The sequence below is a fragment of the Pseudomonas sp. TE3910 genome (assembly GCF_056279025.1).
Map to the genome: position 1 here is coordinate 4,916,408 of NZ_JBWBQN010000001.1, position 20,051 is coordinate 4,936,458.

General features: G+C 61.9%; 20 protein-coding genes. 9 read left to right on the forward strand and 11 right to left on the reverse strand.

Features of this window, described 5'->3' with window-relative positions; all coding sequences use genetic code 11:
• The first annotated feature begins 103 nt into the window (after positions 1-103).
• The 6 genes from ACZ9H3_RS22535 to ACZ9H3_RS22560 are packed head-to-tail and all read left to right on the forward strand — an operon-like array spanning position 104 to position 5,828.
• A complete protein-coding gene (locus ACZ9H3_RS22535; protein ID WP_099773944.1) occupies positions 104-730 on the forward strand; it encodes a CDP-alcohol phosphatidyltransferase family protein in 627 nt (208 codons plus the stop codon).
• Between the two features lie 8 nt (positions 731-738).
• On the forward strand, positions 739-2,493 hold the full coding sequence (locus ACZ9H3_RS22540) for a bifunctional alpha/beta hydrolase/class I SAM-dependent methyltransferase (protein WP_476222619.1): 1,755 nt from the start codon (positions 739-741) through the stop codon (positions 2,491-2,493).
• Positions 2,493-3,818 (forward strand): phosphatase PAP2/dual specificity phosphatase family protein, encoded by a 1,326-nt coding sequence (locus ACZ9H3_RS22545; RefSeq protein ID WP_476222621.1) that lies wholly within the window; start codon positions 2,493-2,495, stop codon positions 3,816-3,818. Before ACZ9H3_RS22540 ends, ACZ9H3_RS22545 begins: the two co-directional genes overlap by 1 nt.
• On the forward strand, positions 3,808-4,263 hold the full coding sequence (locus tag ACZ9H3_RS22550; protein ID WP_476222623.1) for a hypothetical protein: 456 nt from the start codon (positions 3,808-3,810) through the stop codon (positions 4,261-4,263). Before ACZ9H3_RS22545 ends, ACZ9H3_RS22550 begins: the two co-directional genes overlap by 11 nt.
• 10 nt (positions 4,264-4,273) lie before the next feature.
• The gene (locus ACZ9H3_RS22555) at positions 4,274-4,897 is read left to right on the forward strand and encodes a lysophospholipid acyltransferase family protein (RefSeq protein WP_065759831.1); all 624 of its coding nucleotides are present in this window, start codon (positions 4,274-4,276) and stop codon (positions 4,895-4,897) included.
• 1 nt (position 4,898) lies between these two features.
• Positions 4,899-5,828, forward strand: a complete 930-nt coding sequence (locus ACZ9H3_RS22560) for a phosphatidate cytidylyltransferase (protein WP_065759830.1) — start codon at positions 4,899-4,901, stop codon at positions 5,826-5,828.
• 16 nt (positions 5,829-5,844) lie between these two features.
• On the opposite strand, the gene ACZ9H3_RS22565 is transcribed toward ACZ9H3_RS22560, so the two are convergent.
• The gene (locus ACZ9H3_RS22565; RefSeq protein ID WP_065759829.1) at positions 5,845-6,282 is read right to left on the reverse strand and encodes an Lrp/AsnC family transcriptional regulator; all 438 of its coding nucleotides are present in this window, start codon (positions 6,280-6,282) and stop codon (positions 5,845-5,847) included.
• A 130-nt stretch (positions 6,283-6,412) separates the two neighbouring features.
• Between ACZ9H3_RS22565 and ACZ9H3_RS22570 the strand changes: the two genes are divergently transcribed.
• Positions 6,413-7,321 carry a DMT family transporter gene (locus tag ACZ9H3_RS22570; RefSeq protein ID WP_476222626.1) on the forward strand — a complete coding sequence of 303 codons (909 nt, stop codon included), beginning with the start codon at positions 6,413-6,415 and terminating at the stop codon, positions 7,319-7,321.
• A 31-nt stretch (positions 7,322-7,352) separates the two neighbouring features.
• Positions 7,353-8,282 carry a class I SAM-dependent methyltransferase gene (locus tag ACZ9H3_RS22575; protein WP_476222628.1) on the forward strand — a complete coding sequence of 310 codons (930 nt, stop codon included), beginning with the start codon at positions 7,353-7,355 and terminating at the stop codon, positions 8,280-8,282.
• Here ACZ9H3_RS22575 and ACZ9H3_RS22580 read toward each other — a convergent pair.
• The 9 genes from ACZ9H3_RS22580 to gcl all read right to left on the reverse strand — a co-directional run bounded on the left by ACZ9H3_RS22580 (position 8,279) and on the right by gcl (position 18,578).
• Positions 8,279-8,605, reverse strand: coding sequence for a DUF3077 domain-containing protein (locus ACZ9H3_RS22580; RefSeq protein ID WP_330523283.1), 327 nt, complete (start codon positions 8,603-8,605; stop codon positions 8,279-8,281). The genes ACZ9H3_RS22575 and ACZ9H3_RS22580 overlap by 4 nt on opposite strands.
• A 609-nt stretch (positions 8,606-9,214) precedes the next feature.
• Entirely contained in the window at positions 9,215-10,213 is a 999-nt protein-coding gene (locus ACZ9H3_RS22585) for a sulfate ABC transporter substrate-binding protein (protein WP_065759825.1), read from the reverse strand.
• Positions 10,214-10,305: 92 nt separating this feature from the next.
• The gene (locus ACZ9H3_RS22590; RefSeq protein WP_330523253.1) at positions 10,306-11,130 is read right to left on the reverse strand and encodes an ion transporter; all 825 of its coding nucleotides are present in this window, start codon (positions 11,128-11,130) and stop codon (positions 10,306-10,308) included.
• Positions 11,131-11,175: 45 nt separating this feature from the next.
• Complete coding sequence (locus ACZ9H3_RS22595; protein ID WP_330523254.1) at positions 11,176-12,063, reverse strand: urea transporter; 888 nt, start codon at positions 12,061-12,063, stop codon at positions 11,176-11,178.
• A 110-nt stretch (positions 12,064-12,173) separates the two neighbouring features.
• The gene (gene pyk / locus ACZ9H3_RS22600) at positions 12,174-13,589 is read right to left on the reverse strand and encodes a pyruvate kinase (RefSeq protein WP_065759822.1); all 1,416 of its coding nucleotides are present in this window, start codon (positions 13,587-13,589) and stop codon (positions 12,174-12,176) included.
• Positions 13,579-14,859, reverse strand: coding sequence for a glycerate kinase type-2 family protein (locus ACZ9H3_RS22605; RefSeq protein ID WP_476222632.1), 1,281 nt, complete (start codon positions 14,857-14,859; stop codon positions 13,579-13,581). Before ACZ9H3_RS22605 ends, pyk begins: the two co-directional genes overlap by 11 nt.
• A 143-nt stretch (positions 14,860-15,002) precedes the next feature.
• The gene (locus ACZ9H3_RS22610; RefSeq protein WP_065759820.1) at positions 15,003-15,896 is read right to left on the reverse strand and encodes a 2-hydroxy-3-oxopropionate reductase; all 894 of its coding nucleotides are present in this window, start codon (positions 15,894-15,896) and stop codon (positions 15,003-15,005) included.
• A 66-nt stretch (positions 15,897-15,962) separates the two neighbouring features.
• The gene (gene hyi, locus ACZ9H3_RS22615) at positions 15,963-16,745 is read right to left on the reverse strand and encodes a hydroxypyruvate isomerase (protein ID WP_476222634.1); all 783 of its coding nucleotides are present in this window, start codon (positions 16,743-16,745) and stop codon (positions 15,963-15,965) included.
• Between the two features lie 57 nt (positions 16,746-16,802).
• The gene (gene gcl / locus ACZ9H3_RS22620; RefSeq protein WP_065759818.1) at positions 16,803-18,578 is read right to left on the reverse strand and encodes a glyoxylate carboligase; all 1,776 of its coding nucleotides are present in this window, start codon (positions 18,576-18,578) and stop codon (positions 16,803-16,805) included.
• Positions 18,579-18,835: 257 nt separating this feature from the next.
• Between gcl and ACZ9H3_RS22625 the strand changes: the two genes are divergently transcribed.
• Positions 18,836-19,276, forward strand: coding sequence for a GlcG/HbpS family heme-binding protein (locus tag ACZ9H3_RS22625; RefSeq protein WP_065759817.1), 441 nt, complete (start codon positions 18,836-18,838; stop codon positions 19,274-19,276).
• Between the two features lie 57 nt (positions 19,277-19,333).
• On the opposite strand, the gene ACZ9H3_RS22630 is transcribed toward ACZ9H3_RS22625, so the two are convergent.
• Positions 19,334-19,954, reverse strand: coding sequence for a TetR/AcrR family transcriptional regulator (locus ACZ9H3_RS22630; RefSeq protein ID WP_065759816.1), 621 nt, complete (start codon positions 19,952-19,954; stop codon positions 19,334-19,336).
• Positions 19,955-20,051 lie beyond the last annotated feature (97 nt).

Consider the following 20,051-nt stretch of genomic DNA (forward strand, 5'->3'; position numbering starts at 1 on the left):
GAAACAACACCTTGTGCGGCATTACGGGCAGTTGCCAAGAGGGCAGCGTACGGCCGAGGCAGGGTTTCAGGGTCGTTTTGCATCAGTTAAAGGATGAGTGTTGATGCTTTCGATTTACCACCTCAAACCGCGCTTCCAGCGCGTACTGCGTCCGTTCGTCACCCGCTTGCACCAGCGCGGCGTGACGGCCAATCAGGTCACTGTGACGGCGGCAGTTGTTTCCTTGCTCATTGGGTTGCTGGTGGCACTGTTTGCCAGCCGGGCCTGGCTGTTTGCCCTGATACCGGTGTGGATGTTCCTGCGCATGGCCCTCAATGCCGTGGATGGCATGCTGGCCCGTGAGTTCGGTCAGCAGTCCAGGCTGGGGGCTTACCTCAATGAGCTGTGCGATGTGATCGCCGACAGTGCCTTGTACCTGCCGTTTGCCCTGCTGGTTGGGGTGTCGCCATTGCTGGTGGTGTTGGTGGTGGTGTTGGCCGTGATCAGTGAATACGCCGGGGTACTGGGCCTGATGGTCGGGGCTGAGCGCCGTTACGACGGGCCGATGGGCAAGAGTGACCGTGCGTTTGTTTTTGGCGTGCTGGGCGCAGGTGTCGCCAGCGGCCTGTTGAGCAGCGTCTGGATCAACGGCCTGTTGGCCCTGGTATTGGCCCTGCTCGTGTACACCATCGTCAACCGTGTCCGCCAGGGGCTGGCACATCCTTGCACCTCCATCAATCCAACGGAATGAATCAATTGATGCGCGAAGCCCTGCAGCAGTCCTTCAGTACCCATGACAACGTCAGCCTGTTTTACCGCCACTGGCCGGCGGTTCAGCGCGATGAGGCCACGCCTCGCCGAGCGCTGGTGCTGTTCCACCGAGGGCATGAACACGGTGGCCGGATGGCTCACCTGGCCGATGAGCTGGACCTGCCGGACTTCGATGTGTTTGCCTGGGATGCACGTGGTCATGGCGAGTCGCCAGGTGCGCGAGGCGACAGCCCTGGCTTTGCCACCAGCGTGCGCGATGTACAGACCTTCATCGAGCATATCCGTGACCAGTACGGTATTGCGGTTGACCACATGGCGGTGGTTGCGCAAAGCGTCGGTGCGGTATTGATCGCGACCTGGGTTCACGACTATGCGCCGCCAATACGTGCACTGGTTCTGGCTTCGCCGGCCTTCAAGGTCAAGCTGTATGTACCGTTTGCCCGTACGGGCCTGAAGCTGATGCGCGCCTGGCGCGGCAACTTCTTCGTCAACAGCTACGTCAAGGCCAAGTTCCTCAGCCATGACCCGCAACGCATTGCCTCTTACGAGAGCGATCCCCTGATTACCCGGCCGATTTCGGTCAACATGCTGCTGGGGCTGTATGACGCCGCCGAGCGGGTGGTGGCCGATGCGCAGTCGATCCAGACACCGACCCAGCTGCTGATCTCCGGTGCCGACTTTGTCGTGCACCGCAAACCGCAAGAGCAGTTCTTCGACCGGCTGGGCAGCGTGTGCAAGGAAAAACACATCCTGCCAGGCTTTTTCCACGACACCCTGGGGGAGCGTGAGCGCGCACAGGCTACCCAGCGTATGCGCCGTTTCATTTTGCGCAACTTCGCCGAGCCCATCGTCAGGCCGTCATTGCTCGACGCCGACCAGATCGGTTGGAGCTGCGCCGAGTCCGAAGCTCTGGCCGCACCCCTGCCGTTGAACTCGCCGCGTGAACTGTATTGGCGGGCGACTCGCGCCGGGCTGAAACTGGGGGCCACCCTCAGTGCCGGGGTCAAGCTGGGTTTCGACACTGGCTTCGATTCGGGCAGTACCCTGGACTACGTCTACCGTAACCAGCCCACCGGCAACTCGCCGCTGGGCCGCCTGATCGACCGCAACTACCTGAACGCTATTGGCTGGCGCGGTATCCGTCAGCGCAAGGTGCACGTCGAGGAGCTGTTGCGCCAGGCGATGGCATCGTTGCGTGAACAGCAGCGCCCCGTGCATATCGTCGACATTGCTGCCGGGCATGGTCGCTATATCCTCGAATCGTTGGAGCAGGGCGCGCAACGGCCAGAGTCGATCCTGCTGCGCGACTACAGCGACCTCAACGTACGTGATGGTTCGGCCCTGATCGAGCAGAAAGGGCTGGGTGATATCGCCCGCTTCGTCAAAGGCGATGCCTTCGACCGCGAGGACCTAGCCGCGCTGGAACCCAAGACCCTGGCCGTGGTTTCCGGGCTCTATGAGCTGTTCGCCAGCAATGCCATGGTGAGTGATTCGCTGGCCGGTCTGGCCGCTGCAGTGGAAGAGGGGGGGTACCTGGTGTACACCGGGCAGCCTTGGCACCCGCAACTGGAATTCATTGCCCGCGCCTTGACCAGCCACCGTGAAGGGCAGGCCTGGGTGATGCGTCGGCGCAGCCAGGTTGAAATGGACCAACTGGTTGAGCGTGCCGGTTTCCGCAAGGTGACCCAGCGTGTGGACGAGTGGGGTATCTTCACCGTGTCTCTGGCTCAACGGGGGTCGTGATGGCGCCTGTTGAGGCAAGGGAGGCCGGGCTTTGGAAGCGCGGTGTGCTCTGGCTGTTACTGCTCGGGCCACTGTTTTTCGCCAGTTACGGCTTCGCCAACCGGTTTACCGGCCAGCGTGATGATGTTGGTAGCCTGGTCTTTGCCTGGGAACAACACCTGCCGTTATGGCCCTGGACAATCGTGCCTTACTGGTCGATTGACCTGCTGTACGGTTTGTCATTCCTGCTACCGGCCAGTCGCCGCGAAATGGACCGGCATGGTCTGCGGCTGCTCAGTGCGCAGGTGATCTGCATTGCCTGTTTTCTTCTCTGGCCCCTGCGTTTCACCTTCGAGCGCCCGCCACTGGAAGGGACGTTCGGGCTGATGTTCGACCTGCTGATGGGCTTCGATAAACCCTTCAATCAGGCGCCTTCGCTGCACATCACCTTACTGGTCGTGCTCTGGGCCTGCTTTGCCCGGTATACCCGTGGCGTCTGGCGCGTTCTGTTGCACGGTTGGTTCGTGCTGATTGGTCTGTCGGTCCTGACTACCTGGCAACACCATTTCATTGATGTGCCGACCGGTGTGGCCGCGGGCTTGTTCTGCCTGTGGCTCTGGCCCAGCGAGGGGCAAAGCCCCTTGCGTACGCTGCAACTGGCGACCGACCCGAAACGCCGGCTGTTGGCTGTGCGCTACGGTCTGGGCAGCGCGGTGCTGGTGGCGCTGGCCTTGACCCTGAAAGGCAGCGCACTGTGGCTACTGTGGCCGGCGCTGTCGTTGCTGTTGGTGGCGCTGAACTACGCCCTGTTCGGTGCCGAAGGCTTTCAGAAGCGTGCGGACGGGCGGCTGTCAGCCGCTGCGCAAGGGTTACTGGCGCCTTACCTGCTGGCTGCCTGGGTCAACTCCCGGGTATGGACGCGGCAGCACCCACATCCCGTTCAGGTCGCTGACAACGTCTGGCTTGGGCGAATTCCAGCCGCCGGGCAGGCCCAGCCGTTTGCTGCGATCGTAGACCTGTGTGCGGAATTGCCGGTCGACAGCCGTGGCAAGGCCTATCGCAGCTTCCCGGTGCTCGACCTGACGGCGCCAAGCGCAGCCCGCTGCGAGGCGGCGGCGCAGGCCATCGAGGCCTTGCGCCAACAGGGGCCGGTACTGGTGTGCTGTGCGCTGGGTTACTCGCGCAGCGCAACGGCGGTGGCGGCCTGGTTGTTGTACACCCGCCGTTGCCGCGACATCGACAGCGCCCTGGCCTGTGTGCGCAAGGCACGACCGCAGGTGGTGCTGGCCCAGGCTCAGCGCCAGGCCCTTATGCCTCTTGCAACGGTGGTGTCCGATGGCTACTGAGATGCACTTGAAGCTGGTCGTCAACCTGCTGCGCCGGGGGCGTGACCTGGACCGGTTTTCCACGGTGCTGACAGGGGTGGCGCTGCTTGTCGGGTTGGCGCCGTTGTTTGGGGTTGCACCTTCGTTGTTTGCTGCGCTGCTGGCCTCAGCCTTGCTGTTCTGTGGGTTGGTACAAAAGTACTTCGCCCTGCGGGTTGCCTTGGATGCCGACCTGTTCACCTGCCTGGCACAGCCGCCACAGGCCTTTGACCTGAAGGCCGAGGCCCTTGATAGCGCACTGTACGAGCTGGGCTTACAGCCCGCGGCAACGGGTTCCAGAAGCCTGTTTGAACGTAGCCGGGGCGCATTGCGCTTGCTTCGGTTCCAGGCGTTCTGGGTGTGTGCGCAATGCCTGATCGTGCTCCTGGCGTGCCTGTGCATGCCGTGGCTTTCCCTCATCGCGTAAGGAATTCTCGATGCTTGTTTCTCTGGTTGCCTTCGCCATAACCTCCGGTGCGCGGCTGCTGACCGGCGCACGTGCACTCTGGCTGGGGTGTAGCCCTGAGCCGGTGCAACGTATCTATTTTGCCAACCACAGCAGCCACGGTGACTTCGTGCTGTTCTGGGCCTCGCTGCCCGCCCATTTGCGTCAGCGTACCCGCCCTGTGGCCGGTGCCGATTACTGGCTAACCGGGCGGTTGCGGCGTTTCCTGATCCAGCGGGTGTTCAACGGCGTGCTGATCGACCGCCAGCATGCGCTTCCAGACAGCCAGCCGTTGCAGGCGATGCTCGATGCGCTGGAGCAGGGTGACTCACTGATCCTGTTCCCTGAGGGCACGCGCAACCTCAGCGATGAAACCTTGCTGCCGTTCAAAAGTGGCCTGTACCACCTGGCGCGGCAACGGCCAGACATCGAGATCATTCCGGTGTGGATCGCCAACCTCAACCGTGTGATGCCCAAAGGCCGGGTGTTGCCGTTGCCACTGTTATGCACCTTGAACTTCGGCGAACCGATCTCGCTGGCGGCGGATGAGAGCAAGGCCATGTTCCTTGAACGATCACGGGACGCCTTGTTGGCCCTGGCAAAGGAGGGGGTCTGAAATGGACAGCACAACACTGCAACTGTTTGCCGGTATTGGCGGCATTCTGGTCCTGGCCACGGTCGTCGGCCAACTCCTGAAATGGCGGGCCTCGGCACCGAACCCGGTGATCGACAACCTTAATGCCCGCATCAATGCCTGGTGGGTGATGGTCGCGGTGATCGGCATCGCCTTCATGATCGGTCAGGTTGGCGTGATCCTGCTGTTCTATGGCGTGTCGTTCTATGCCCTGCGCGAGTTCATGACCCTGACGCCTACCCGGCGTAGCGACTATCCGGCGCTGGTGGCCGCGTTCTACTTTGCCTTGCCGGTGCAGTACCTGTTGATCGGGATGGACTGGTACGGGCTGTTCTCGATCTTCATCCCGGTCTACCTGTTCCTGCTGATGCCGATCCTGTCGTCACTGGGCGGTGACACCACGCACTTTCTGGAGCGCACCTCGAAAGTCCAATGGGGCCTGACGATTGCGGTCTACTGCGTGTCCGCCGTGCCCGCGTTGCTGACCCTGGATATTCCAGGCTATGAGGGGCGCAACCTGTTGCTGATCGCCTGGCTGATCCTCGTGGTGCAGCTGTCGGACGTGTTGCAGTACGTCTGCGGCAAGCTGTGGGGCAAGCACAAGATTGCGCCCAACCTGTCGCCATCGAAAACCACCGAGGGCTTCTTCGGCGGCATCGCGCTGGCGACCCTGATCGGTGCGGCGCTGTACTGGATTACCCCGTTTGCGCCCTGGCAGGCCGCGCTGCTTGCGTTGGTGGTGTGCCTGCTGGGCTTTGCCGGTGGCCTGGTGATGTCGGCCATCAAGCGTGATCGTGGCGTCAAGGACTGGGGGCACATGATCGAAGGCCACGGTGGCATGCTCGACCGGCTGGATTCCGTCTGTTTTGCCGCCCCGGTGTTTTTCCACCTGGTGCGCTACGGCTGGAGTTGAACCGGCCATTGGCCATTCAATTCATCGGCGGTAAACGGCGCTTGACCGGGGTCTTCTTGACGATGGCGGTGTTGGTCTCGGCATGGCTGTTGAGGCGGTCAAGCAGGGTATCGAGCTGTTCCATCGAGCGCACATGCAGGCGGGCAATGAAGCAGTCGTCACCCGTGACCTTGTCGCATTCAGTGAACTCGGGGATGGCCTGGATCTGCCGTTCGACCTCCTGCAACTGGCCCGGCAGGGGGCGGATACGCACGATGGCCTGCAACTGGTAGCCAAAACTGCGTGGGTCGACGTCCACCGTATAGCCCTTCAGTACGCCGCGCTCCTCCAGGCGGCGCAGGCGCTCACTGACACTCGGCGCCGACAGCCCGCTGAGCTGGGCCAGTGCCTTGAGCGAGCGTCGAGAGTCTTCCATCAGGGCGTTGATCAGCAGTTGGTCGATGTCGTCAGTCATATCCGCCTCGTTAGGCAAAAAGGAAAAGTGCCTTGATAAAAAAGGTTAACGCCAAGTTTAGCCTGCTTTTTCCGCTGGAATGGCCACCTCGGCGCTCGTCATACTTTGTCCATCGTATCGGAGGTGAGTGATGGACAGTTCAATACGTCGTGGGTCGCTGGAAATGGTCGCCGCCATGTTGATTTCGGGGACCATCGGTTGGTTTGTGCTGGTGTCCGGGCAACCGGTGCTGGATGTCGTGTTCTGGCGTTGCGTGTTCGGTGCCGGCACCTTGCTGGTGATTTGCGCGCTGTTCGGTTTCCTGCGCCCGGGTATCCTCAGCCGGGCTACCTTCGCCTTGGCGGTGCTCAGTGGCGTGGCCATCGTCGGCAACTGGGTGTTGCTGTTCGCCTCCTATTCAAGGGCGTCGATTGCCATTGGTACAGCGGTGTACAACGTCCAGCCGTTCATGCTGGTGGCACTGGCCGCAGTGTTTCTCGGCGAGAAAATTACCCTGCCGAAAGTGTTCTGGTTGAGCATTGCCTTTGCCGGCATGCTGGCGATTGTCAGCGCTCATGGTGCTCAGCAAGGTTCGGGAGATGACTACCTGGCGGGGATTGGCCTGGCCTTGGGGGCAGCATTCTTGTATGCCGTTGCCGCGTTGATCATCAAGCGTCTGAGCGGCACGCCACCGCACCTGATCGCGTTGATTCAGGTCGGCACCGGCGTGTTGCTGCTGGCGCCCTGGGCCAACACCAGCGGGTTGCCGCACGAAGCGAGCGAGCTGGCCAGCCTGGTGACATTGGGTATGGTTCATACCGGGCTGATGTACGTGCTGCTGTACGGCGCCATTCAAAAACTGCCGACCGCCCTGACCGGTGCCTTGTCGTTCATCTACCCGATTGCGGCGATCTTCGTTGACTGGCTGGCCTTTGACCATCGCCTGAGCCTGCTGCAGTGGCTGGGTGTCGCCGCGATCTTGCTGGCGGCGGCCGGTATGCAGCAGGGCTGGTGGTTCAAGCCGGCAAGGCCAGCGCCCGGGGTGGGGGAGTCGGGTTAGAATAGGCCGCTTTACAGCCTCGATCCTTGCCATGACTTCTGTTATCGAAACCCTGCGCGAACACCTGCTCGACGCCCTCAACCCCGCTCCGGCGCAAACCCGGCGCCTGTTCCATGGCCGCGGTCGCTGCTGGCCGGGGCTTGAGCAGATCACCGTCGACTGGTTGCAGGGCGTGTTGTTGGTGTCATTGTTTCGCGAACCGCCTGAGGGTCAGTTGCCGGCCCTCGAGCAGATGCTGCTGGCGCTGGCGGCAGGCCCGCAGTGGCCCGGGCAGGCGATTCTGATTCAACACCGCTATCTGCCGGACACCCCGGGGCATTGGTTGCTGGGGACACCGAGCGAGCATTGGCTGATCGACGAAGACGGCCTGCGCTACAAGCTCGACCTGGGCCTGAAGCAGAACATCGGGCTGTTTCTCGACATGCGCCATGGCCGTCGCTGGGTACGTGAACAGGCTGCGGGCAAGCGCGTATTGAACCTGTTTGCCTACACCTGCGGTTTTTCTGTGGCGGCGATTGCCGGTGGCGCCGAACAGGTGGTCAACCTCGACATGGCCAAGGCCGCCTTGAGCCGTGGGCGCGAGAACCACCGGTTGAATGAGCATGAACTGGCGCGGGTAAGCTTCCTCGGCCACGAGTTGTTCAAGTCCTGGGGCAAGGTGCGCAAGGGTGGCCCCTATGACCTGATCATCATCGACCCGCCGACCTTCCAGCGTGGCAGCTTTGTCCTGACCCACGACTACAGCAAGATCCTGCGCCGCTTGCCAGAACTGCTGACAGAGCAGGGCGTGGTGCTGGCGTGCGTCAACGACCCAGCCATTGGCCCTGAGTTTCTCATCGAAGGCATGGCCGCCGAAGCGCCACACCTGCATTTCGTCGAGCGCCTAAGCAACCCGCCGGAGTTTCCCGACAATGATCCGGCGGGCGGCCTCAAGGCACTGGTGTTTACCCGAGGCGTCTAGTGGTTTTGCGCGTCACGGTGCGCGTTCAGGTTGTGGGTTTCGATGCCGTCTAGCACGGCATCGACCAGCCCTTTGGCCATTTGCACGGAATGCAGCGTGCTCCAGGCAAAGCCACGGCCCGTTTCGTCGGTGTACTGCACGGCCTGAGGGCACGTGTCGATGGCGCACTTGAGGTAAAGCGCCGCATGGACCAGTGCGTCTTCAGCACTGATGCCCGGTCGCACGGTGAACAACGGCGGGTGGCCTTCGCACTCGCCAAAGGTGGTTTCGGCTGTTTTGGCGAAAAGAAACGCGGGGGGATCGGGGACGATTTTTTTCACGATGAACTCCTGTATTGAACTGGAGCTACCACCTGAATCGTCGCCAAACGAAAGGGTGGCAGCTGTACGCAGGTTGGCGAACCGGTCAACACAGGAAATCCGGCAGGGCCTAAGCCCTCCCGCGCACAGCCACCATAAAAACGACGCAGACGTCTAACACGCCAACCATCGAAATCGGGGCATCTCTGCATATATTCCCGGGTCGCCAAACCCGATCGCTGAAACGTCAGCGACCGTTCGAGACTACGTGCGAAGCGCTTCCCCGTGCAATCATTCGAGGTGGACAGAGGTTGTAGGATAATTCCTATGGCTGGGTTCAGCCAATAAGGTGAGAGGGCAGATACGCACCCTGTTGGAGTTGGCTTGCCAACGATGCCGACACCGCGCACTCGTTGGCACCCCGCCAAAGCCATCGCAGGCAAGCCAGCTCCAACAGGGATTGTAGGAGCCGGGCTTGCCCGCGATGCAGGCGCCGCGAACTCATTGGCACCCCACCGAAACCATCGCAGGCAAGCCAGCTCCAACAGGGATTGTAGGAGCGGGTCTTGCCCGCGATACAGGCGCCGCGTACTTGCAGGCAAGCCTGCTCACACAGAATGCAGTGTTCTTAGCTTACTGCCCGGTGTAGATCTGGTCGAAGACGCCGCCGTCATTGAAGTGGGTCTTTTGTACGGTACGCCAGTCGCCGAAGGTCTTCTCTACCGAGAGGAAGTCGACTTTCGGGAAGCGGTCGGTGTATTTGGCCAGTACGGCAGGGTCGCGTGGACGCAGGTAGTTGTTGGCGGCAATTTCCTGGGCCTCGGGCGACCACAGGTACTTCAGGTACTCTTCGGCGGCGGCACGGCTGCCTTTCTTGTCGACCACTTTGTCGACCACGCTCACCGGTGGCTCGGCTTCGGCGGAAACGCTCGGGTAGATCACTTCAAACTGATCGCGCCCAAACTCACGGGCAATCATCTCGGCTTCGTTCTCGAAGGTCACCAGCACGTCGCCAATCTGGTTGGTCATGAAGGTGGTGGTTGCGGCACGGCCGCCGGTGTCGAGCACTGGCGCCTGTTTGAACAGTTTGCCGACAAAGGCCTTGGCCTTGTTCTCGTCGCCGCCGTTCTTCAGCACATAGCCCCAGGCCGACAGGTAGGTGTAGCGGCCGTTACCCGAGGTTTTCGGGTTAGGCACGATGACCTGTACGCCGTCTTTGAGCAGGTCTGGCCAGTCTTTCAGGGCTTTCGGGTTGCCCTTGCGGACGATGAACACGGTGGCCGAGGTGAAGGGCGCACTGTTGTTCGGCAGGCGGGTCACCCAGTTGTCCGGGACCAGTTTGCCGTTGTCGGCCAAGGCGTTGATGTCGGTGGCCATGTTCATGGTGATGACATCGGCAGGCAGGCCGTCGATCACCGAGCGTGCTTGTTTGCTCGAGCCGCCGAAGGACATCTGTACGGCGATTTTCTCTTTGTGCTCGGCTTCCCAGTGCTTCTGGAAGGCGCTGTTGTAGTCCTTGTAGAAGTCGCGCATCACGTCATAGGAGACGTTGAGCAGGGGTGGCGCGGCCTGGGCCAGGTTGCCCAAGGCCAGGCCTGCGGCGAGAAGCGAGGCACTGAAGAGTTTTTTCACTGCGCATTCCTTGTTCTAGTGGGGTTAGCGGCATTATGCCTGCGACTATAGCGGTTCGGCCTTAGTCGATAAAAGATTAAAAAGTGATTTGTTTATTCGCTTTTCTTGAACAGTGCATTGCCACAGCGTGAGCAGAATGCGGCGTCTTGTTCGTGGTTGTCTTTTTGGCAGACCGGGCAGCGGTGTTGCAGCTTTTCACCGCGCATGGCGTTGGCCAGTTCGGCGGTGAAGATGCCGGTGGGGACGGCAATGATCGAGTAGCCGGTGATCATCACCAACGTTGACAGTACCTGGCCCAATGGCGTCCTGGGCACAATGTCGCCGAAACCTACCGTGGTCAGGGTGACGACGGCCCAGTAGATGCTGGTGGGAATGCTGGTAAAACCATGTGCCGGGCCTTCGACCACATACATCAATGTGCCGAAGACGGTCACCAGGGTTGAAACGCTGAGCAGAAATACAATGATCTTCTGCCGGCTGCCTTCCAATGCCGCGAGCAGGTAGTTGGCTTGCTTCAGGTACGGGCTCAGCTTGAGTACACGAAAGATGCGCAGCATGCGAATGATGCGGATGATCAGCAGGTACTGCGCATCGCTGTAGTACAGGGCCATGATCCCCGGCAGTATCGCCAACAGGTCGACCAGGCCATAGAAGCTGACTGCATAACGCAGCGGTCTCGGCGAGCAGTAAAGGCGCACCACGTACTCGATCAGGAAGATGGCCGTGAAGCCCCACTCGATACCCGCCAGTAGCCCCGCGTAGTCACGGTGGATTGCGTCGATGCTGTCCAGTATAACCGTCACCAGGCTGGCGAGGATGACCAGCAGCAGGATGCTGTCGAAGCGTCGCCCAGCGGCAGTATCGGTTTTAAAAACGATGATGAAGAGCTGTTCGCGCCAGCGCGTAGGGGTGTCCATAGGCTCTATCCAGTGAAGTATGGAGCAGAGCCTAGGAGCTGGTACTTAGCTGTGCAAGCGGCGTGAGCCGTGGGCAAGCGGCTGGCGCACTACACGAATACCGATATGCAGCAGCCAGCACGCCAGCACGAACGGTGCAGTCAGGCCCGGTACAGCGAGGTGGGTGAAGCCCGGTTGCAGCAGAATCGCCAGGGCGATGGCCAGCAGTGGGCGCCAGGGCTGGCTTCGGGTCTGGCTGAAGGCGAGCGCGGCGAGTGCGGCGTTGAAGCCATAGAGGCCATTGAAGGCCGCATGGGGTTCACCGCCAGCAAGCAGTGCCACGCTGCCGCCGAGGGCTGAGCCGAGCAGGGCCCAGGCAGCGGCGTAACGGTTGGCGATCAGCAGGCCGAGGGCAATCAGCAGGCCGGCCAGAGGCTGGTCGAGCAGGAAGATCTGGCCCATGCCACGGGCGAGGGCGAACAACGGGTTGCTATCGACGGCTGTGTTGCTCACGGCCGGCTCGCTAAGCGCCAGTGTGGCCCAGCCGAGCAGTACGAACGGTGCGGTATAGGCTGGCAGCCAGCTGTTGGGGCCCGCGCGCTTGAGCCACTGGTGAACGAGTATGCTGCTCAAGCCGCCTGCGGCAATGATTAGTGGCGGCAGGATCGCCGTCCAGGGCAACGCGTGGCTGAGCAGCAGGCCAATCAGGACGCCGTTGTAGCTGTACAGGCCCGCTTGGCGGTCGCTGCGGGTGTAGCCACGGCGCTGGGCAGTGAGCAGCCCGGCCAGCGCTCCCAGCAGGGCGCCGCCGATCAGGTCGGGGGCCGTCAGCAGGATGGCCAGCAGGCAGAACAGGCCGCACAGCGGGTTGCGCTGCAGCAGTACCTGGCTGAAGCCGTTGAGCAAGGCCGTGGCCCAGTCGGGGCACGGGTTCACGAAATTCTTGGTGTACATGGCAGTCGGTCTGGGTGAAACGTATTTTGGGGTTGCTCTATCGCAGACAAGCCTCGCAGGCAAGCCAGCGCCAACACACAGGTAGGCGCTGGCTTGCCTGCGATTTGCTATCAGATCAGGGTTTCGATCCGCAGTGAGTTAGTCGATCCTGGCTTGCCGAAAGGCACACCGGCGGTGATCAACAGTGTGTCGCCACGCTCGGCCATGCCCTGCGCCTGGGCGATTTCCAATGCGGTGGAGCAGACTTCGTCAACCTGGCGCAAGCGGTCGTTGACCACCGAATGCACGCCCCAGGCAACGGTCAGGCGGCGTGCGGTGTTCAGGTTCGGGGTCAGGTTGAGGATCGGTGAGCGTGGCCGCTCGCGGGCCGTGCGCAGGGTCGAGTTGCCCGACTCGCTGTAGTTCACCAGAACGGCAATCGGCAGGATGCTGCTGATGCGCCGGATTGCGCAGCTGATGGCATCGGACACGGTCGCCTCGGCCTGGGGCCGGCCAACATCGAGCTGCGCCTGGTAGTCCGGGCCGCTTTCCACCTGGCGGATGATCTTGCTCATCATCTGCACGGCTTCGAGTGGGTAGTCGCCCGATGCGGTCTCGGCGGAGAGCATCACCGCATCGGCGCCTTCGGCTACCGCATTGGCAACGTCGGTGACTTCCGCACGGGTCGGTGCCGGAGAGAAGCGCATCGACTCGAGCATCTGCGTGGCCACAACCACGGGTTTGCCTAGTTGTCGGCAGGTGCCGATGATGCGTTTCTGGATGTGCGGCACGCTTTCGGCGGGCACTTCTACACCCAGGTCTCCCCGGGCAACCATGATCGCGTCACTCAGTTCGGCGATGGCCTGCAGTTGGGTGACTGCCGAGGGCTTTTCGATCTTGGCCATCAGGTAGGCGCGGTCGCCGATCAGTTCGCGGGCTTCGCGGATGTCCTCGGGACGCTGTACGAACGACAGGGCCACCCAGTCCACACCCAGGTCGAGGCCGAAGGCCAGGTCGCGGCGGTCTTTGGCGGTCAGCGGGCTCAGGTCCAGCACGGCCTGTGGCACGTTGACGCCTTTACGGTCGGACAACTCGCCACCGTTGAGCACTTGGGTTTCGATGGCGTCGGCGTGCTTGGCGGTCACTTGCAGACGCAATCTGCCGTCGTCTACCAACAGGTCCATGCCCGGTTCCAGCGCGGCGATGATTTCCGGGTGTGGAAGGTTGACCCGGCGTTGATCGCCCGGGGTTGGGTCCAGATCCAGGCGCAGGGCCTGGCCGCGTTGCAGCTGGACCTTGCCTTCGGCAAAGCGGCCAACACGCAGCTTGGGGCCCTGCAGGTCCATGAGGATGCCCAGCGGGTAGTTCAGTTGTTGCTCGACTTCGCGGATCCACTGGTAGCGTTGAGCGTGGTCGGCATGTTCACCGTGGCTGAAGTTGAGACGGAAGATATTCACCCCGGCCTCGACCAGTTGACGAATGTCGTCGATGCCATTGGTCGCAGGGCCGAGGGTGGCGAGGATTTTGACTTTTTTGTCAGGCGTCATGTTGGGCAGTCTCAAGAATCAGGATGGCGCGGAAGTCGTTGACGTTGGTCCGGGTCGGTTCGGTAACGATCAAGGCATCGAGCGCTGCGAAGTAGCCGTAGCCGTTGTTGTTGTCCAGCTCGTCGGCAGCCGACAGGCCCAGGGTCTCGGCGCGGGCATAGCTGTCGGGGGTCATGAAGGCCCCGGCGTTGTCTTCCGAGCCGTCGATGCCGTCGGTGTCGCCCGCCAAGGCGTAGACGCCAGGCAAGCCCTTCAGGCTTTCGGTCAGGCTCAGGAGGAATTCGGCATTGCGCCCGCCACGGCCATTGCCGCGCACGGTCACGGTGGTTTCACCGCCAGAGAGGATCACGCACGGTGCCGGCAATGGCTGACCATGCTGGACGATCTGCCGGGCGATACCGGCGTGAACCTTGGCCACTTCCCGCGACTCGCCTTCAAGGTCGCCTAGGATCAGTGGGTTGAAACCGGCCTGGCGGGCTTTGACCGCGGCCGCTTCCAGCGACTGCTGGGGGCGCGCGATCAACTGGAAGTGGCTGCGGGCCAGGGCGGGGTCACCGGCTTTGACGGTTTCCGAGGCGGGGTTGTTCAGCCAGTCGATGACCGCGGCCGGTGCCTGGATGTTGTAGCGCTTGAGAATCGCCAGCGCTTCTGCCGAGGTGCTGGGGTCGGCCACGGTGGGGCCGGAGGCGATGACCGTGGCCAGATCGCCCGGTACATCGGAAATCGCATAGGTGTACACCGTGGCCGGCCAGCAGGCCTTGGCCAGGCGGCCACCCTTGATCGCCGAGAGGTGCTTGCGCACGCAGTTCATCTCGCCAATGGTGGCGCCGGATTTGAGCAGGGCCTTGTTGATCTGTTGCTTGTCGGCCAGGGTCAGGCCGTCTGCTGGCAGTGCGAGCAGGGCCGAACCACCGCCAGACAGGAGGAATATCACCCGGTCGTCGGCACTCAGGTCACTGACCATCGCCAGCACACGCTTGGCCACTGCCAGGCCGGCGGCATCGGGTACCGGGTGGGCGGCTTCGACTACTTCGATTTTCGAGCAGTTGGCGCGGTGGCCGTAACGGGTGACGACCAGGCCTGAGACGTCGCCTTGCCAGTTTTTTTCGACCACTTCGGCCATGGCGGCGGCGGCTTTGCCAGCACCGATGACGATGACGCGACCGCTGCGATCGCTGGGCAGGTGGGGCTCAAGGACATGGCGCGGGTGGGCGGCTTCGATGGCCGTGGCGAACAGTTCGCGCAGAAAGTGTTGCGGATCGACCGACATGGCAGGCTCCCAATCGTGTTGTTCTGTGTCTGTCTGAGAGGGCGGTGTCGTCTGCAATCGCCGCCAGGGCCGGCGCAGGTAGGGCGGCCTTGGCGGCGGTGAGGGCCGTAGTGACGACACCTCATCTCACGGTAGAGCAGGTCTTACTTGTCGCCACGGATCGAGAAGTTGGCCATGTGCTCCAGGCCTTTGATCAGTGCCGAATGGTCCCAGTTTGCACCACCGATGGCGGCACAGGTGCTGAACACCTGTTGGGCGTTGGCAGTGTTTGGCAGGTTGATCGACAGCTCTTTGGCGCCTTGCAGGGCCAGGTTCAGGTCTTTCTGGTGCAGGCTGATGCGGAAGCCTGGATCGAAGGTGCCCTTGATCATGCGCTCGCCATGCACTTCGAGGATCTTCGAGGAGGCAAAACCGCCCATCAGGGCTTCACGCACCTTGGCAGGGTCTGCGCCGTTCTTGGCGGCGAACAGCAGCGCTTCGGCAACGGCCTGGATGTTCAGGGCGACGATGATCTGGTTGGCAACCTTGGCGGTCTGGCCGTCACCGTTGCCGCCGACGCGGGTGATGTTCTTGCCCATGGCCTGGAACAGTGGCAGTGCGCGCTCGAAGGCATTCGGGCAACCGCCGACCATGATGCTCAGGGTCGCGGCTTTGGCACCGACTTCGCCGCCGGAGACCGGTGCGTCGAGGTAGGTGGCGCCGGTGGCCTTGATTTTTTCTGCGAAGACTTTGGTTGCGGTCGGCGAGATCGAGCTCATGTCGATGACGACTTTGTTCGGGCCAACACCCTGAGCTACGCCGTTTTCACCGAACAGGACGGCTTCGACCTGCGGGGTGTCCGGCACCATGACGATGATGAATTCAGCTTCCTGAGCCACTTCTTTCGGGTTGGCCAGGGCGACGGCGCCAGCGGCGAGCAGTTCAGCCGGGGCCGCGTCGTGGTGGGTGGAGACGAACAGGCTGTGGCCCGCTTTCTGAAGGTTCTGAGCCATTGGGCGGCCCATGATACCTGTGCCGATAAATCCGATTTTAGCCATGAGAAATGCCTCTTGTAGTTGTATGCATACGGCCGGCGCGCAGCGCCCCTGGGGCGTGAGTGCGCGTTAGAGTGCGTTGTGGGTCTTCAGCCAGACCAGGCCTGCTTCAGTGGTGGTCAGTGGCTTGTACTCAGCGCCGACCCAGCCCTGGTAGCCAATACGGTCCAGGTGCTCGAACAGGAAGCGGTAGTTGATTTCACCGGTACCCGGTTCGTGACGGCCCGGGTTGTCGGCCAACTGGATGTGGTTGATGCGCGCCAGGTGGGTTTCCATCGTGCGCGCCAGGTCACCTTCCATGATCTGCATGTGGTAGATGTCGTACTGCAGGAACAGGTTGCTGCTGCCCACGGCGTCCTGGATTTCCAGCGCCTGTTGGGTGGTGTTCAGGTAGAAGCCGGGGATGTCGCGGGTGTTGATCATCTCCATCACCAGCTTGATGCCCTCGGCCTGGAGTTTGTCGGCCGCGTACTTCAGGTTGTCGATGAAGGTTTTCTTCACCGTGGCGCAATCCGGGCCTTGTGGGCGAATGCCGGCCAGGCAGTTGACCTGGGTGTTGCCCAGTACCTTGGCGTAAGCGATGGCCAGGTCGACACCGGCACGGAATTCTTCAACACGGGCCGGGTCGCAGGCGATTCCGCGGTCACCCTTGGCCCAGTCGCCGGCCGGCAGGTTGAACAGCACCTGGGTCAGGCCGTTGGCGTCCAGTTGCTGCTTGATTTCAGCCGAGCTGTAATCGTACGGGAACAGGTATTCGACCCCGGTGAACCCGGCATCGGCGGCCGCTTTGAAGCGGTCGAGGAAGTCCTGTTCGGTGAACAGCATGGACAGGTTGGCGGCGAAACGTGGCATGGTTGTCTCCTTGCAAAGTAGGGCCCGCTGCCACGAGGGCAGGGGCCGCTTGTGCGATCAGTCGAGCAGCGAAATCGCAGTCGGTGCATCGTTGCCGACCAGCGCCAGGTCTTCGAATTCGTTGACGGCGTTGATTTCGGTACCCATGGAAATATTGGTCACACGCTCGAGAATCACCTCGACCACAACCGGTACCCGGAACTCTTCGGCCATCTTCTGGGCCTTGAGCAGGGCTGGTGCAATCTCGCCCGGCTCAAAGACGCGGATCGCCTTGCAACCCAGGCCTTGAACCACAGCAACGTGGTCAACACCGTAGCCGTTGAGCTCCGGCGCGTTGAGGTTCTCGAACGCCAGCTGTACACAGTAATCCATCTCGAAGCCACGTTGGGCCTGACGGATCAGCCCCAGGTAGGAGTTGTTCACCAGTACGTGGACGTAAGGCAGATTGAACTGCGCGCCGACGGCCAGTTCTTCGATCATGAACTGGAAGTCATAGTCGCCGGACAGTGCGACCACCTTGCGGGTCGGATCAGCCTTGACCACACCCAGCGCGGCCGGAATGGTCCAGCCCAGTGGGCCGGCCTGGCCACAGTTGATCCAGTGACGTGGCTTGTAGACGTGAAGGAACTGGGCGCCGGCGATCTGCGACAGACCGATGGTGCTGACGTAGCAGGTGTCTTTGCCGAACACCTGGTTCATTTCCTCGTATACGCGCTGTGGCTTGACCGGCACGTTGTCGAAGTGGGTCTTGCGGTGCAGGCTGGCTTTGCGCTGTTGGCAGTCTTTCAGCCACTCGCCACGGCACTTGAGCTTGCCGGCGGCTTTCCACTCGCGGGCCACTTCCAGGAACATGTCCAGCGCGGCGCCCGCGTCCGAGACGATACCCAGGTCCGGGTTGAACACGCGGCCGATCTGGGTGGGCTCGATGTCGACGTGGATGAAGCGACGACCTTCGGTGTAGACGTCCACGGAACCGGTGTGGCGGTTGGCCCAGCGGTTACCGATACCCAGCACCATGTCGGACTTCAGCAGGGTGGCGTTGCCGTAGCGGTGCGAGGTCTGCAAACCGACCATGCCGACCATCTGTGGGTGATCGTCAGGGATGATGCCCCAGCCCATCAGGGTTGGAATCACGGGAATGCCGGTCAGTTCAGCGAACTCAACCAGTTTCTCGCTGGCGTCGGCGTTGATGATGCCGCCACCGGCGACCAGCAGTGGGCGCTCTGCGCTGTCGAGCATGGCCAGGGCCTTCTCGATCTGCACGCGGTTGGCCGCAGGCTTGTGCACGGGCAGTGGCTGGTAGGCCTCGATGTCGAATTCGATTTCGGCCATCTGCACGTCGAACGGCAAGTCGATCAGTACCGGGCCTGGGCGACCGGAACGCATTTCATAGAAGGCTTTCTGGAAGGCGTAAGGCACTTGGCCGGGTTCCAGAACGGTGGTCGCCCACTTGGTTACCGGCTTGACGATGTTGGTGATGTCGACGGCCTGGAAGTCTTCCTTGTGCAGGCGAGCGCGAGGTGCCTGGCCGGTGATGCAGAGGATCGGGATCGAGTCTGCCGAGGCGCTGTACAGGCCGGTGACCATGTCGGTACCGGCTGGGCCGGAGGTGCCGATGCACACGCCGATGTTGCCGGCCTTGGTACGGGTGTAGCCCTCGGCCATGTGCGAGGCGCCTTCAACGTGGCGAGCGAGGACGTGATCGATACCGCCGACTTTTTTCAACGCCGAGTACAGCGGGTTGATCGCTGCGCCCGGGATGCCAAAAGCGGTTTCAACACCTTCGCGGCGCATCACCAGAACGGCTGCATCAATTGCTCTCATTTTGCTCATGGTTTTGTGCCTCATTGGTTTTGTAATTGTATACAAATTGCTTTGCGTCAGAGTGTATTCACGGTATGTGGCTCTGGTCAATCCATTTTCATCGGCTGCCAGTGCTTTGCTCGTCGTGCCGCTAGAAAAGGCATTTTGTCCGATTGTGATCATCTGGCGAAAATTATTGTATACAAAAATATTCTCCATTGTGTTCTATTTGTCGTATTGGATTTTCACTTGCCCCTCTGGGCTTCTAACAACAAGAGGACCTGTCCATGAACGCTCTGACCTTGAAAGTCGCTGTCAGCCTGGTAAACGGCGCCATTGCCGCCGGGCGCAAGATCTCGGCTGCACCCTTGACCATTGCGGTGCTCGACAGCGGTGGTCATCTGCTGGCCCTGCAACGTGAAGACGGTGCCAGCCTGCTGCGTCCGCAGGTGGCAATGGGGAAGGCCTGGGGCGCCATTGCCCTGGGCAAGGGCTCGCGCTTGCTGGCGCTGGACGCGCAGCAGCGCCCGGCGTTTTTCGCGGCGCTCAATGGCCTGGGCCAGGGCGCCGTGGTTCCGGCGCCGGGTGGGGTGCTGATCCGTGATCAGAGGGGCGTGGTGCTGGGAGCGATCGGTATCAGCGGTGATACCTCGGACATCGACGAACAGTGCGCGATCAGTGCGATCGAGGAGGTTGGGCTGACCGCGGATGCGGGCGTGGCAGCCTGAGGGTAGCGGAGGGTTGTCAGCGCGTGCGCGGCGCCCGTCTGGTGAACTGCTCCCAGATCAACCGGTGGTGTGCGCGTCGGGGGCGCAGCCCTTGAGTACCAGGCGAATGATGGTCTGTGCCGCGGCCTCATAGTCGGCATCGTCCAGCTTGGCTTTGCCGGTGACGACGGAGATCTGCCAGTCGAAATCGGCGTAGGTCTGGGTTGCGGCCCAGATGCTGAACATCAGGTGGTGTGGGTCGAGCGGGGCGATCTGGCCGCGGTCGATCCAGCGCTGAATGCACGCGATGTTGTGCCGGGCCTGCAGGTTGAGTTGCTCGACCTGTGTCGGGCTCAGGTGCGGCGCACCGTGCATGATTTCACTGGCGAAGACCTTGGAGGCAAAGGGCAGGTCGCGCGATATGCGGATTTTTGAGCGAATGTAGGCGCTCAGCACCTCCTCAGGCTCACCCTCGGCATTGAACGGGGTGGAGGCCTGCATGATTGGCTCGATGATGCTTTCCAGCACCTCGCGGTAGAGGTTTTCCTTGGACTTGAAGTAGTAGTAGACGTTGGGCTTGGGTAGCCCGGCCTTGGCCGCGATGTCGCTGGTCTTGGTGGCGGCGAAGCCCTTTTCGGCGAATTCTTCGCTGGCTGCGCGCAGGATCAGCTCTTTGTTGCGCTCGCGAATGCTGCTCATGATTGGCGCTGTTCCTTGTGTCGGGCCGCAGGCGGCCCAGGCCTGGGCAGGCGGTGGCGCATGGTAGCACCGGGTTTGCGCGAGGCTCAAGGCTGCC